The organism is Streptomyces sp. NPDC047706 (assembly GCF_043204795.1).
GTDB lineage: Bacteria > Actinomycetota > Actinomycetes > Streptomycetales > Streptomycetaceae > Streptomyces.
In genome coordinates, this window is sequence record NZ_JBIDCW010000015.1 from 1 (window position 1) to 13,753 (window position 13,753).

The window sequence follows — 13,753 nt, forward strand, 5'->3', positions numbered from 1 at the left end:
GGGGGGCCGTGCGTCTGCGGACCCGCCGGGGGGGGCGGGGGGGGGGCGGGGGGGGGGGGGGGGGGCCCCGGGGGGGGGGGGGGCGGGGCGGGGGGGGGGGGGGGCCGGGGCCCCCCCCCCCGCCGCACGGCCGGGTCACCGGTATTCCCGTCGGACGCCCGGTCAGGGCGGTCGCAGCCATGCCGCCGGCGCCCGGCCCCGCCGAGGCGGCAGTGGCTGCCGGCCGGGTTGTCGGCCTTCGTCAACGCCCCTTGCAGGCGCCCTTGTTGATCCTGTGAAGGCGTCATACGCGGTTGACGGCGCGCCGAGTTGACGGTGATAGCATTCCGCCGTCTGCGACCTTGATCCACTTTGTTCGGGTGCTGACCCGAGGTGTTCCTCGCACCAGCAGCAATGCAGTCCTCGTGGGACGGGTTGCGGGCCCCTTGCGAGGTCCGTCGACGCCTGCATGCCATGCGCCGAGAAAGGTTTCCATGACTCAAGACGTGCTTCTTTGGTGCCTGGTTGCGACAGCGGTGACCGCCATGGCCGCAGTCGTAGCGCTCGTACTTCGCAACAGAGCCCTGGGGGTGAGGAAGGGGGAGTCGGAAGCCGCACTGGGCCAGCGGCTGAACTACGCCGAGGCCGAACTCACCCGCGCGCAGCACGAGCTGGCCAAGGTCCGCGGCGAGCAGGACGGTGTGATCCGGGAGGCCGAGCAGGCCGCTGAGGAAAGCACCAAGGCGGTCCTCAAGGGCGCCGCCCGCTTTCTGCAGAGCCTCGCGGTCGAGCAGACGGTGCTGCTGGACGAGATCCAGCGCAAGTACGGCGGGCACACCGTCCTCACCGACCTCATGGAGGTCACCCACGCCAACGCGCAGATGGCCCGGAAGGCCCAGGGCATCGCCGTCATGTGCGGCGCGCCTCTCGGCCGGCGCAACCAGCCTGCCAGCGTCTACGACGTCGTCCGCAGCGCCCAGAGCCAGATCCGGAACTTCCACCGGGTCGAGATCATGCAGCCGAGCGGCATCGCCCTGAAGTCGTCCGCCGTCGCGCCGGTCGCCCTGGCGGTGGCCGAGCTGCTTGACAACGCCGCCAGCTTCTCGCAGGCGGACGCGCCGATCGAGGTGACGTTCCAGCGCGTGCAGAAGAACCTGTGCATCGTCATCGACGACGCCGGCGTCAGCATGAGTGACGAGGACCGGCACAAGGCGACCGCGCTGCTGTCCGGCGAAGCCGTCCCACGGCTGTCGCAGCTGGGCACCCAGCCGAAGTTCGGCTTCCCTGTCATCGGTCTGATCGCTCGTCAGTACGGCTTCAAGGTGGACGTCACCGGAGTCTCCCGGTACGGCGGCGTGCGTGCCGTCGTCCTGCTGCCCGAGGAGTTGTGGACCATGGAGGAGACCACCCCGCCGGCCACCGAGGCGCAGGTGAGCAGCATCCGCCGCGGTGAGGGCCGTGAGCAGTCCAGCCCGCGTACGGTGCACGGGCTGCCGAAGCGTGGAGCGCGCAAGTCGCCCATCACCAGCGTCCCCACCGACGGGGGCGTCGCCGGCGGTGAGCAGACGCCCAGGAGGGCCTCCCGGGGCTCCGGCGGCGGGTTGGGGGCATTTCAGCGCGGCACGCTCTCGGGCCGTGACCTCGAAGCCCCGACTCCTGAAGGGTCCGAAGAGGCATGACAACTACAGACATGTCGTGGATGGTCCAGGACATCGTGGACAACGTGCCCCGGGCACGGCACGCCGTGGTGCTGTCCGCGGACGGCCTCCCGCGCGGGTCCACGGACGGCCTGAACCAGAAGGACGTCCGTACGATATCCGCCGCCATGGCCGGGATGCAGTCACTCAGCCGGGCCACGGCCCACTTCGCCGGACCGTCGCAGGACCGGCTGTGGAACCAGACGATCGTCGAGTTCTCGCACGGCTGGGTGTTCCTGATCGGGGCCGGTCAGGGCGCCTACCTGGCCGCCGCCGCGGAGCCCGACGTCGACATGCAGCAGATCTCCTTCCGGATGAACCGGCTGGTCGCCCGGCTCGGCAGCAACCTCACCTCCCCTCCGAGGGTGACCGCCGGTGACGCGGCCTCGGCCGCGGGCGATGCCGCGGTGCGGCGGGGGGAGGTGGGCGGAACGGGGTTCGTCCTGCCCGAACTGGACCAGGTGATCGCCTCCGTGCCGGGTGCCCGGCACGCTCTGCTGCTCGGCGCGGACGGCCTGCCCCGGGGGGCGAGTACCGGGATCGGCCGGGATCTCGCCGACACGATCTCCGCGGCCATGACGGGGATCCACGCCTACAGCCGTGCCACGGCGCCGTTCGCGGGCGGACTGCGCGACGACGAGTGGCGCCAGACGGTCATCGAGTTCCAGCACGGCTGGATCTTCCTGATCGCGGCCGGGGCGGGTGCCTTCCTGGCGGCGGCGGCCGAGCACGACTGCGACATCGAGGAGTTCACCACGCGCCTGAGTGACGTGATACCTGCGCTCGTCGCGCGGCAGGTGTCCCAGGGAGGGAGGGCCGGCGATGCGTGAGGAAGCGGACGGCGAGCTGGAGCTGACGTCGGCGTTAGTCCCTCTGTTCGTCATCGCGAAGGGGCGCGCCTTGCCCGCGGAGCACGAGTACGAGCACACCACACTCGTCACCGCCCAGGAAGGGGGCTCGGCGGCGGCTCGCACGCTGTCCCCGGAGGCCCGCGCGGTCATGGACCTGATCGCCGACGGTTTCCTGTCCGTGGCCGAGGTTTCCGGCTACACGCGGCTGCCCCTGGGCATCGTGCGCATCCTGCTGGCGCAGATGGCGGAGGACGGCCTGATCTTCGTGAGGAATCCGGCGCCACGTGCCGAACGTGTCGACCGTGAACTGCTCACCGCCGTGCTCGACGGCCTGAAGACACGATTCGGAGCGTAAGCCGTGTATCTGGATCCAGCCGTCTCCCGTTCCGTGAAGATCCTCGTCATGGGCCACTTCGGGGTCGGGAAGACCACTTTCATCGGAAGCATCTCCGAGATCGAGCCCCTCCAGACCGAGGAGGAGATCACCGAGGCCAGTGAGGGCCTCGACGATCTGTCGGGCACCCCGGACAAGACGACCACCACCGTGGCGATGGACTTCGGTCGTCTGACCCTCAGCGACACCCTCGTCCTCTACCTCTTCGGAACGCCGGGACAGGAGCGCTTCAAGGAGATGTGGGAGGGCCTGTCCCGGGGCGCGCTGGGCGCACTGGTGCTGGTGGACCCCGAGCGACTGCACGAAAGCTTCCCCATCCTCGACCTGGTCGAGCAGTTCGGACTGGGCTACGCCATCGGCGTCAACCGCTTCGACGGCACCCCCGACTACCCGCTCGACGAGGTACGCGAGGCGCTCAACCTCTCCGATGAGACCCCCATCAACTACTGCGACGTCCGCGACCAGGATTCCGCGGCGCAGTCCCTCATCACCCTCGTGAAGCACCTCATGTCCATACTTGGCTAGGAGCCACGGCATGCACCAGCAATCCGACCCGGCCGGCATACCGGCCGGCTGTCCCGCTCACGGCAACGTCCCGCTGTACGGGCCGGAGTTCGGCTCCGACCCCGAGCGCCAGTACGCCCACCTGCGCTCGCTGGGGCACAGCGCCCCCGTCGACATCGCGCCAGGCGTGCAGGTCGAGCTCGTGACCAGCTACGACGCGAGCCTGTACATCCTGCAGAACCCCGCCCTGTTCGTGCGGGACTCACGCCGGTGGAACGCGTTGAGCGAAGGGCGCGTGCCCGCCGACAGCCCGGCCCTGCCCATGATGGGCTACCGCCCCAACGCCCTGTTCAGCGACGGCGCCGCACACGCCCGGCTGCGGCAGGCGGTCACGGACAGCCTCGCCACGGTCGACGAGGTCCGGCTCGTACGCCTGGTCCAGCAGTCGGCCGACTACCTGATCAGCCGGTTCAGCTCCGACCGCGCCGGTGAGGCCGAGCTGATGACCGCCTACGCCCAGCCGTTGCCGCTGCTGGTGTTCGGCGATCTGTTCGGCTGCCCGCCGGAGCTGGGCGACCGCGTCATCACCGGGATCACCGGCATCTTCCAGGGCACCGCCGGTGCCGACGAGGTGCTGGGCGGCGCGCTCGCCGAACTGATCGCCCTCAAGCGCAGCCAGCCGGGCGAGGACCTCACCACCCGTCTGATGGTGCACTCCGCCCGGCTGACCGACGAGGAGGTGCTGCACCAGCTCGTCACCCTGCTCTCCGGCGGAACCGCGCCCCTGGCCGCGGCGATCGGCACCAGCAGCGCCCTGTACCTCAGTGACGAGTGGCCGGCCGGCCTGCCGATCGAGGACGCGGTCGTGAAGACGCTGTGGAACTACGCGCCGATCGCCAACTACGCCGCCCACTACCCCACTCAGGATGTCGAGCTGGGTGGCAGGACGCTGCGGGCCAACGACCCGGTGCTGATCTCCTTCGCGTCGGCCAACACCGATCCCAAGCTGACGGAGCACCGCGAGCAGCTCAGCTCCAAGGCCCACCTGGCCTTCGGTGCCGGTCCTCACGCGTGCCCGGCCAAGGACCCGGCGTTCATGATCGCGGCCACGGCGGTCGAGTCCCTGCTCAACCGGCTCCCCGACATGGAGGTGGGTGTCCCGTTCAAGGAACTCGCCTGGGTGCCGGCCCCGTGGAGCCGCTCCCTGACGGCCGTTCCCGTGCGGTTCACGCCCCGCCCCGTCCCGCCGGCCGCCCCCTCGACGCCGCTCGCCTCGCGCGCGGCCCAGCCGGCGCAGCCGTCCGCTGCCACGTCCCAGGTGTCCCCGCACCCTCGGCCGGCCCAGGACGCGCCGCAGCACAAGGGCGGTCTGTTCAGCCGCTTCCGCGCCTGGGTGAGGGGCGAGTGATGTAAGTAACCATAAGAACCGATCGTGTTATTGGATGCTTCAAATACCCCACGGGTACGTATGGCGGCTGGTCACCAGAAAGGAGCCGTCATCGTGGGGACTGCCACGGCTAGCTCGGCCGACCGTCGGGCCACCGTCTCCCTGTTCTCCCGCCTCCGTACGGCTGAAGGACAGGCCGATCCCTTCCCTCTCTACGCGGAACTCCAAGCGCGGGGCGGAGTCAGCCCCGCCCCTTGGGGCGGTTTCCTCGTCACCACCTTCCGCACGTGCGACCAGGTGCTGCGCAGCGGCGCCTGGCTCGAACCCGACACGAAGTGGAGGGAGCAGCAGGGAGAACGCACCCGCTGGAGCGCTCCCTCCTCCCGCGAGATCAGCCGCACCCTGCCCGCGCTCAACCCCCCGGAGCACACCCGCGTGCGCCGGTCGGCGGGCAACTTCGACCGGCACACCATCGACCGCATCGGACGGCGGGTGAGCGGGTTCGTGGACCGTTTCCTCGACACCGTGCACGAGCGTCTGCGCGCCGGGGAGGCGGACTTCGCGGCCCTGGTGTGTGAGGAGCTCCCCGTCGCCACCGTCGGGGACTGGCTCGCGCTGCCGAGCGCGGACTGGCCGCTCCTGCGGGAACTCACCCACGACCAGGTCTTCACCCAGGAACTGCTGCCCTCCGCCAGTCAGTTGACCCGATCCGACATCGCCATGGCCGAACTGCGCGCCTACTTCCTCGACCTGGTGCGCGAACGGCGCGCGCACCCCGGCGAGGACCCCGTGTCGCGCTGGATACGGACCTGGGACTCCATGGAGCCTGACCAGGACAAGGCCGATGAAGCGGTCTACTTCCTCGCCCTGTTCGTCCTGCTGGCGGCCCTCGAAACGACCTCGACCCTCCTGTCGACCATGACGCTCCACCTCGTCGAACAGCCCGACCGCTGGGACCTGCTCACCGAACGACCCGACCTGGTCCCGGCGTTCGTGGAGGAGGCACTGCGTTACGACCCTCCGACCCACGTGATCAGCCGGATCGCCGCCTCCGACTGTGTCCTGGAGGGCGTCGAGGTCCGCGCGGGCGAGATGGCCCACCTCATGGTGGGCGCCGCCCACCGGGACCCCGCCCGCTTCGCCCTTCCCGATCTGTTCGACCCCCACCGCAAGCCCGCCCACCTCGCCTTCAGCGCGGGCATCCACTACTGCCTCGGCGCGCCCCTGGCCAGGCTGGAGGCCCAGACCCTGCTACGCCGGACCCTCGCACGCCTGCCCCGGCTCACCCTGGTCCGCCGGCCCGCCCGTGCCCCCCGGGTGGCGTTCAGGCGCCTGCTGAACTTGGATGTCGCCCTCGCATGAACATCTCGACCGCCCCCGCCCCCGCCGCGCCCACTCCCCCGTCCGCGGGCGAGTCCCTGGGCATCACGCAGACCGGCCCTGTCCTGCGCGTCCAGCTCAACGCCGCCTTCCAGGACGACACTCTGAGCGCCGCCGTCCTGGACCAACTCACCGCTGTCCTCGACAGCCTCCACGACCGGCCGGACATCCGCGTCCTGGTCCTCGCCTCCCAGGGCGACGACTTCTGTCTGGGAGCCGACCGCCGGGAATTCGAGGAGGCCCTGGCGACGGACCCGACCATAGGGTCGCTGCGCCGCATCGCGGACAAGGCGCACCGGCTGTGTCAGGCCCTGGAGAACACCCACGCCGTCACCATCGCCCGGCTCCACGGCAAGGTCGTCGGCGCCGGACTCGCACTCGCGGCGCACTGCGACCTCCGCGCGGGCTCGGACACCGCCCAGTTCCGCATGCCCGAGGTCGGCATCGGTCTCGCACCCGCGTGGGGCGGCGCCATGGGCCGCCTCATCTGGGAGGCCGGCGCCGCGAGGATCCGCGAACTCATGCTGACCTGCGACGCCTTCGACGCGACCACCGCACACCAGCTCGGGCTCCTGCACAAGGTGGCGCCTCTGGAGCAGCTGGACGACATCGTCAACGCCTGGACGAAACCCCTCGCCCGGCGTTCCCCCGAGGCACTCGTCCTGACCAAACGCATGCTCACCGCATACGCCCAAGCCGCCCGCACGGGCGACCTCGCCCTGCTCGACTCACACCTGCTGACCACACAGCTCACCCGGCGCCGGGCTCGTGACTGACGCTTCAGTGGCGTAGTCCGGGCGCTCGCCCGGGAAGCACCGGGCACGGCCGCTCATTCGAGGGCAAGGGCCCCGCCGACGACGGCGGGGTTCTTGCCCTTGGTCCTCACCCTCTTCACCCCTGCGCCGCGTGCCCGGGGGTGACAGCCGACGAAGGCGGCGAAGATGACCACGCACCCCCACCACGTCGACCAGGAACTCGTGGAGGCCGCGGCACACGTCGCGCGCACCCGCTGCCGGGGCGAGAACCACACCATGGCGGCCGCCGCCCGCGCCCGGGACGGCCGCATCGTCACGGCGGTGAACGCCTACCACTTCACGGGAGGACCCTGCGCCGAACTGGTCCTCATCGGGGCCGCGGCCGCCCAAGGCGCTCACGAGCTGGACACGGTCGTCGCGGTGGGCGACCGTGACCGCGGTGTCGTGCCCCCGTGCGGCCGGTGCCGCCAGGTGCTGCTCGACTACTTCCCCGCCCTCGACGTCATCGTCGGCGCGGACGGCCGCCTGCGCACCGTCCCCGTCGCCGGCCTGCTGCCCGAAGGTTATGTCTGGGCCGACCATCGATTCGACGCCGGGTGACGCACGCGCCGCAGGATGTGCCGGGTCGCCCTCCCGCCGTACGGGAGGGCGAGGGCCGTCAGGAGGGGAGGGGGGCTGTCGCGGGTTCCGGGTCGGTCCCGCGGCCGGGCGCCGGAACGGCCTGCGGGTCGTGCGGCGGCTCGGACAGCTGGTCGCGCACGTAGTTCCAGACCACCGCGATCAGTGCGGCGGCCGGTACGGCGAGCAGGCTGCCCACGATGCCCGCGAGGCTGCCGCCCAGGGTCACGGCCAGCAGGACGACCGCCGCGTGCAGGCCGAGCCCCCGGCTCTGGATCATGGGCTGGAAGACGTTCCCCTCCAGCTGCTGCACCACGACGATGATCGCCAGCACGATCAGGGCGTCCGTCAGCCCGTTGGACACGAGGGCGATCAGCACCGCCACGAAGCCGGCGAACAGCGCACCGATGATCGGCACGAACGCGCACACGAAGGTGAGCACGGCGAGCGGGAGGACCAGCGGGACGTCCAGGGCCCAGAGCCCGATGCCGATGAGGACGGCGTCCAGCAGACCGACCGCCGCCTGGGAGCGCACGAAGGCACCGAGGGTGTCCCAGCCGCGCTCGGCCACGGCCGGGATGTCGGCCGCGAGGCGCCCGGGCAGCTGGCGGGCGAGCCAGGGCAGGAACCGCGGCCCGTCCTTGAGGAAGAAGAACATCAGGAACAGGGCGAGGACCGCGGTCACCACACCGTTGACGACCGTGCCCACGCCGGTGGCGAGCGTGGTGAGCATGCTGCCGACGCCGCTCTGGAGACGCTCGGTGGCGGTGTCCAGGGCGGTGGTGATCTGTTCGTCACCGATGTTCAGCGGCGGGCCCGCGGCCCACTCCCGTACCCGCTCGATGCCCTCGACCACTCCGTCGGTCAACTCCCCGGACTGCGAGGCGACCGGTACGGCGATGAGTGCCACGGCGCCGGCGGCGACCGCGAGGAAGAGCACGGTCACCACCGACGCGGCGAGGGCGGGCGGCCATCCGTGACGGCGCAGGAACCGGGCGGCCGGCCAGGTCAGCGTGGTGAGGAGCAGGCCGATGACGAGGGGCCAGACGATCGACCACATCCGGCCGAGAAGCCAGAGCACCACCGCGGTCCCCGCGAGGACCAGCAGCAGCTCCACCGATATGCGCGCCGAGGCACGGAGTGCGGCACGGGTTCTCGCAGGGCTCAAAGGGGCAGACATGCGATCACCCTATGCGCCGCCGCGCTGCCTCCGTCCGAGCGGCCCGGCAATCATCCGCGCCGGTCACCGCTCCCGCCCCGACGGAGCAGGCCGGCACGCCGACGCAGGCCGCGCCGGTGGGAGTTGGCGGCCCGTGCCGACATCGGTGGCGCATGGGTGTCCCGGCCCCGCCTACGCGGATGCGCGCCGCCGCAGTTCGGCCCTCACCACCAGTTCGTCGTGGCTGAGCGGACCGCTTCCGGTCAGCAGCCGGGCCGCCTGTTCCACCGCGTGTCGCCCGAGTTCGCGCTGCGCCCCGAAGCACGCACCATCAGGCTTCGTACGGCGCCGCGGCGAGCGGGCTGAGGGGCGCTGTCGGTGGCGTCCACTCGGGCGCCACTCTGACCTGGGGCAGGGGCGACGCCCGAGCGGGAGTCAGCCGACCGGGAAGGCGTCGGGGGTCCTGATGCGCTCACGGACCCATACGCCGGCGGGCTTCAGAGGTGCGGTGCCGGCCCAGGAGCCAGGGTTGTTGCAGGTACCGGTCTTGAAGACCGCTCCGGTGCGGTGGTCGTCGGAGAAGTTCCAGTTCGTCCAGCTGATCTTCTTGTTCGCCATCAGATCGAGGTAACGCTGCGACATGGCGAAGTCGTTGCTGCCCTCTCCGGCGTAGTTCTGGGTGCCGAACTCGGTGACGAAGACGGGGAGCGCGTCGGCGGCGCGGGAGAGGGTTGCCAGGTACTCGTCGCGGTGCGAGTCGGCGTAGAAGTGGAAGGTGTACATGATGTTGGACGCCCGGACCGGATTGCTGACCACCTCCGACTCGTCGGCCCCTTCGGAGACGCCGAACGAGGACCAGGCACGGGTCCCGACCAGCACCGGGGCATCGGAGTCGATGGTGCGGATGGTCGGGATGATCTGTTCCGCGTAGCTCTTGATCCGGGACCAGCTCACGCCGCTGGGTTCGTTGGCGATCTCGTAGAGGATGTTGTTCCTGCCCTTGTTGCGACGGGCGATGTCGGTGAAGAACTTCCGCGCCTTGCTCAGGTTGGCGTGGGGGTCACCGGGGGTGAGCATGTGCCAGTCGACGATCACGTACATCCCGCGGTCGGTCGCCTGCTGGATCAGGGAGTTGGCGAGTTCGGTGAAGTGCGTGGGATTCGTCTCGTACCCTCCCTCCTGCACGTAGGTCGAGACTCGCAGGACGTCGGCCTTCCAGTCCCGGGCCAGGGCGTCGAGCGAACCGCCGGTCAGGCAGTGCGGGTACCACTGGGTGCCGTGGGTGCTCATGCCGCGGAGCTGGACGGGGTTGCCATGGCTGTTGCAGAGCTTGGTGCCGCACACCGTGAGCTGTCCGTTCACGGAGACCGGCGTGTCCGCCGCGGCCTGGTTCGCCGTAGCGCGGGCAGATGCGGTGGGGAGCACGGCCGTGGTCAGGAGCAGGGCACCGCCGAGGGCGGCCGCCACCGCGGCCGGGGGTAACAGCCTGAGCTTCAGTTTCACGTGAACTCCGTTCACCGGCGTGACCGATAGGAAACTTTCCTAACCTGATGGAAGCAGGTGGCTTCCGCAAGCGGCAAGGGTGCCGTCGTCGGCGGTCATCCACAGCGGTTCACGTCGGTGGACGAACAGGTCACAAGAGCGCGCGTTCGATCCGCTCGCGTGACAAGCCCCAGCCCCCGCACGAGGCTGGTGCGGGGGCTGGGGCCCGGTCGTTCACGGCCCCACCGGCTGATCCGGTGGGGCCTCCTCCGCGGGTGGTGTCTTCGGCGGCGGGAACACGAGGTCCTCGAACGCTTCCATGGCAAGGAGGAGGAGCAGTAGTAGGGCCGGGACAAGCAACGCGATCAAGACCACGGCACCTCCCAGGGGGAGAGTGGGCGGGCTTTCTCAGGGCGGCTACGTCGGGTCAAGTCTGCATCCGAATGGAGTAGCGCGCATGTGGATCACAGGCTCCAGCCCGGCCGCGCACGGGCCTGCCGGCTGCCGCGGCGCACGGTGAACAACGCGAGGTCGGCGCCCTCGCCGGAGGCACACACCGGGTCGAACGCGGGCGCCCGGCCGAACGACCGCGGCGGGCGGGCCGTTGCCGTCAGGCCTGGTGCCAGCCGGAGAGCCGATGGTCCTTGCCGACCTCCGCCGTCAGCCGCATGCCGGGCAGGTCACTGGCCGGCACGCCGACCGCCGCCGCGATGTCGGCGGCCGGGTAGCGCTCCGGCTCTGCGCGCTCCTCCGCCGGCACATCGGCGACGATCTCCGCCTGGTCACCGAAGAGCAGCAGGACACGGACGGCAACGCGCTCGGCGCTCACGTTCGCGTCCTGACGCGAGTGCTTGCGGGCGTCGCGCGCGAGCATGACGGCCACGGCGGCGGCGGACAGCAGGAACAGCAGGGGGAAGACGAGGCCCGCCCAGCGACCGCCGCTCACCGCTGCGACCCCTCGCCCGGGCCCGGGGCAGCGAGGTCACCGCCGACGCGTCGTACGCCGCCCCGGTCGTCGACGAGGAGGCCCGTGACACGCGCCCTGACCTTTCCGGCGCGGGTCTCGCTGGTTTCCGGGAGGCGGACGCTGTCTGCTTCGGGATACGGGTGGTGGTTCATCCGTGAACGCCTCCGGACCGGTTCTGGGCTTGACCGCAGTGAGGCAAGCGCTTCGCGGGGAGTCGACACCCCTGACGGACAGCGTTCCCCCTCTTCGCAACGGACAACGCGAGACGGACGGCTTGGGGCACGATGCCGCACTCAGGCAGGCGGCCCTCCCCCGATCAGGGCGGCGGATCGGGGTTGCCCCGGAGACATTGAGAAACGGCGGTGCACAGTGTGATGAGTGAGACGTGTTGGACTTCGCATTCGCCGTACCGCAAGGTAGTGAGCATCCCCTGATCAGGGCGTTCGCCCCTCCGGCTCACCTTGGAGACGCTCCTCATGTCGACCTACGTCGCGGACTCCGGCCGCTACGACGGTGCCATGCTCTACCGGCGCACCGGTCGCTCCGGGCTCGACCTGCCGGTCCTGTCGCTCGGCTACTGGCACAACTTCGGTGACGACAAGCCCTTCGAGGCCCAGCGTCGGATCGCCCTGCGCGCCTTCGACCTCGGGATCACCCACCACGACCTCGCCAACAACTACGGCCCGCCCTACGGTGCGGCCGAACTGAACTTCGGCAAGCTCCTGCGGCAGGACCTGCGGCCCTACCGCGACGAGCTGATCGTCTCCACCAAGGCCGGCTGGGACATGTGGCCCGGCCCCTACGGCCAGGGCGGGGGATCACGCAAGTACGTCCTCGCCTCGCTCGACCAGTCGCTGACGCGGATGGGGCTGGAGTACGTGGACATCTTCTATTCCCACCGGCTGGACGCCTCCACGCCGCTGGAGGAGACGATGACCGCGCTCGACACCGCTGTGCGGCAGGGCAAGGCCCTCTACGTCGGCATCTCCTCCTACGACGCCGAGCGCACCCGGCAGGCCGCCGCCATCCTGCGCGAACTGGGCACCCCGCTGCTGATCCACCAGCCCTCCTACAACATGCTCAACCGGTGGATCGAGACCGACGGCCTCCTCGACGCCGCCGCCGAGGAAGGGTTCGGCGTCATCGGGTTCACCGCCCTTGCCCAGGGCCTGCTCACCGGGCGTTACCTCGACGGCATTCCCGACGACTCCCGGGCCGGCCAGGACAAGTCCTTCGACACCGGCTGGCTCACCGACGACACGCTCGGGCGACTGCGCGCCCTGAACGACATCGCCGCCCGCCGCGGCCAGAGCCTGGCCCAGATGGCGCTGGCCTGGGCGTTGCGTGACGAGCGGGTCACCTCTCTCGTCATCGGCGCCTCCCGCGTCGAGCAGCTGGAGCAGAACGTCGCCGCCCTGGACAACCTCTCCTTCACCGACGACGAACTCCGGGAGATCGACGAAAACGCCCTCATCGCGGGCAATGTGGACCTCTGGCAGCAGGCCCGCACCGGCACCCTGAGCTGAGCGTTCCGCCCCCGGGAAGGGGCCGGCCGGGAACGCGAAAGCGCGCCCGGCTGCCCCTGCGCGGTAACGGCCCGGCTCGGCCCACGCGCGTCACGATCAGATCGGCGAAGCGGCTACGTGTGCATGGACGATGTCCCACGCGGCCGGCGAGAGGTCGCCGAGAGCGGTTGCCCGCAGCGCTTGCAGCGTCTCCTCGGTGTCGCCGGTGCACATGGTGCTGCCGTCGAGCACGTCGTAGCCGTCCCGGACGGCGACGCGCAGGCGACGGCCGCCGTCCTCGGCGTGCACCGCCGAGGCGATCACCAGGGGCGGTTCCGCGCCCGCCGCACCGGCCAGTTTGAAGAACGCGCTGGTGACGGGCTCGCGCCAGCGCAGGCTGAGGAGGACGGGACGCTTGGCCACCACCTCGGCCAGGTCCGTCTCCCGGACACCGTCCGGTTCCAGCACCGTCGCCCGTGCGTCCAGCACGAGCGCCGCGGGCAGCAGGCAGCGCAGCGTGCTCCCGACGAGGTTGCCGCCGACGGTCGCGCTGCGCCGGACGGCCCCGGTACCCACGCGGGCGGCGGCCAGGCGCAGCGCTTCGGGCACCCGGTCGTCGATCCGCTGCAGCACCACGGCCCCGCCCACGGCGGTGCGTTCCAGCACATTGGCCTCGGGCACGTCACGCAGCGACATCGCCAGCGCGGGGAAGCCGTCCCGCTGCCACGTGGCCCACACGAGTGTCGCCCCGCCGATCGGCACAGCTCCCTCGGCCAGACACTCCCTCGCCTCGGACACGGACGCCGGCAAACGCAACAACACCAGTGACCACCCGCCTTCCACGCAGACCGGATCGGAGCGGTGCGTGGCGTGAAGTAGCCACCTGCCCCGCGGTAAGACAATCCCTTCGACGGGGGGCGCGTCCAGGGCTCACACAAGCACGCCGTCCGTTCCGTCTCGCGCCGCCGACGACGCCGGCAACGCCGACGACCGCGAACCGTCCTGTGCGACCTGACCGGCCCAGGTCGTCCGTGTCCGAGGCCAACTCGGCCGCGCCGGGAGAGCAAGGAGCGAT

13 protein-coding genes are annotated in these 13,753 nt (G+C 70.8%); 9 read left to right on the forward strand and 4 right to left on the reverse strand.

Annotated elements, in window-relative coordinates:
- The first annotated feature begins 524 nt into the window (after window positions 1-524).
- The 8 genes from ACGF8A_RS18920 to ACGF8A_RS18955 all read left to right on the forward strand — a co-directional run bounded on the left by ACGF8A_RS18920 (window position 525) and on the right by ACGF8A_RS18955 (window position 7,547).
- Window positions 525-1,658: an ATP-binding protein gene (locus ACGF8A_RS18920; protein ID WP_393109508.1), complete on the forward strand. Its 1,134-nt coding sequence runs from the start codon at window positions 525-527 to the stop codon at window positions 1,656-1,658.
- A 20-nt stretch (window positions 1,659-1,678) separates the two neighbouring features.
- The gene (locus tag ACGF8A_RS18925) at window positions 1,679-2,506 is read left to right on the forward strand and encodes a roadblock/LC7 domain-containing protein (RefSeq protein WP_393109803.1); all 828 of its coding nucleotides are present in this window, start codon (window positions 1,679-1,681) and stop codon (window positions 2,504-2,506) included.
- On the forward strand, window positions 2,499-2,882 hold the full coding sequence (locus tag ACGF8A_RS18930) for a DUF742 domain-containing protein (RefSeq protein ID WP_393109510.1): 384 nt from the start codon (window positions 2,499-2,501) through the stop codon (window positions 2,880-2,882). Before ACGF8A_RS18925 ends, ACGF8A_RS18930 begins: the two co-directional genes overlap by 8 nt.
- A 3-nt stretch (window positions 2,883-2,885) precedes the next feature.
- The gene (locus tag ACGF8A_RS18935) at window positions 2,886-3,446 is read left to right on the forward strand and encodes an ATP/GTP-binding protein (RefSeq protein WP_393109512.1); all 561 of its coding nucleotides are present in this window, start codon (window positions 2,886-2,888) and stop codon (window positions 3,444-3,446) included.
- Window positions 3,447-3,456: 10 nt separating this feature from the next.
- Window positions 3,457-4,833, forward strand: a complete 1,377-nt coding sequence (locus tag ACGF8A_RS18940; RefSeq protein WP_393109514.1) for a cytochrome P450 — start codon at window positions 3,457-3,459, stop codon at window positions 4,831-4,833.
- 60 nt (window positions 4,834-4,893) lie between these two features.
- A complete protein-coding gene (locus ACGF8A_RS18945; protein WP_393109516.1) occupies window positions 4,894-6,174 on the forward strand; it encodes a cytochrome P450 in 1,281 nt (426 codons plus the stop codon).
- On the forward strand, window positions 6,171-6,968 hold the full coding sequence (locus tag ACGF8A_RS18950) for an enoyl-CoA hydratase/isomerase family protein (protein WP_393109518.1): 798 nt from the start codon (window positions 6,171-6,173) through the stop codon (window positions 6,966-6,968). The genes ACGF8A_RS18945 and ACGF8A_RS18950 overlap by 4 nt, the downstream gene beginning before the upstream one ends.
- 165 nt (window positions 6,969-7,133) lie before the next feature.
- Window positions 7,134-7,547, forward strand: coding sequence for a cytidine deaminase (locus ACGF8A_RS18955; RefSeq protein WP_393109520.1), 414 nt, complete (start codon window positions 7,134-7,136; stop codon window positions 7,545-7,547).
- A 58-nt stretch (window positions 7,548-7,605) separates the two neighbouring features.
- Here ACGF8A_RS18955 and ACGF8A_RS18960 read toward each other — a convergent pair whose 3' ends face one another.
- From ACGF8A_RS18960 to ACGF8A_RS18970, 3 genes are all read right to left on the reverse strand, one after another.
- On the reverse strand, window positions 7,606-8,745 hold the full coding sequence (locus ACGF8A_RS18960) for an AI-2E family transporter (protein ID WP_393109522.1): 1,140 nt from the start codon (window positions 8,743-8,745) through the stop codon (window positions 7,606-7,608).
- 414 nt (window positions 8,746-9,159) lie between these two features.
- Window positions 9,160-10,227 (reverse strand): glycoside hydrolase family 5 protein, encoded by a 1,068-nt coding sequence (locus ACGF8A_RS18965; protein WP_393109524.1) that lies wholly within the window; start codon window positions 10,225-10,227, stop codon window positions 9,160-9,162.
- Window positions 10,228-10,816: 589 nt separating this feature from the next.
- On the reverse strand, window positions 10,817-11,152 hold the full coding sequence (locus ACGF8A_RS18970; RefSeq protein ID WP_393109526.1) for a hypothetical protein: 336 nt from the start codon (window positions 11,150-11,152) through the stop codon (window positions 10,817-10,819).
- Between the two features lie 497 nt (window positions 11,153-11,649).
- Between ACGF8A_RS18970 and mgrA the strand changes: the two genes are divergently transcribed.
- The gene (mgrA, locus tag ACGF8A_RS18975) at window positions 11,650-12,699 is read left to right on the forward strand and encodes an L-glyceraldehyde 3-phosphate reductase (RefSeq protein ID WP_393109528.1); all 1,050 of its coding nucleotides are present in this window, start codon (window positions 11,650-11,652) and stop codon (window positions 12,697-12,699) included.
- Between the two features lie 96 nt (window positions 12,700-12,795).
- On the opposite strand, the gene ACGF8A_RS18980 is transcribed toward mgrA, so the two are convergent.
- Window positions 12,796-13,500, reverse strand: coding sequence for an FAD binding domain-containing protein (locus tag ACGF8A_RS18980; protein WP_393109530.1), 705 nt, complete (start codon window positions 13,498-13,500; stop codon window positions 12,796-12,798).
- Window positions 13,501-13,753: the final 253 nt, after the last annotated feature.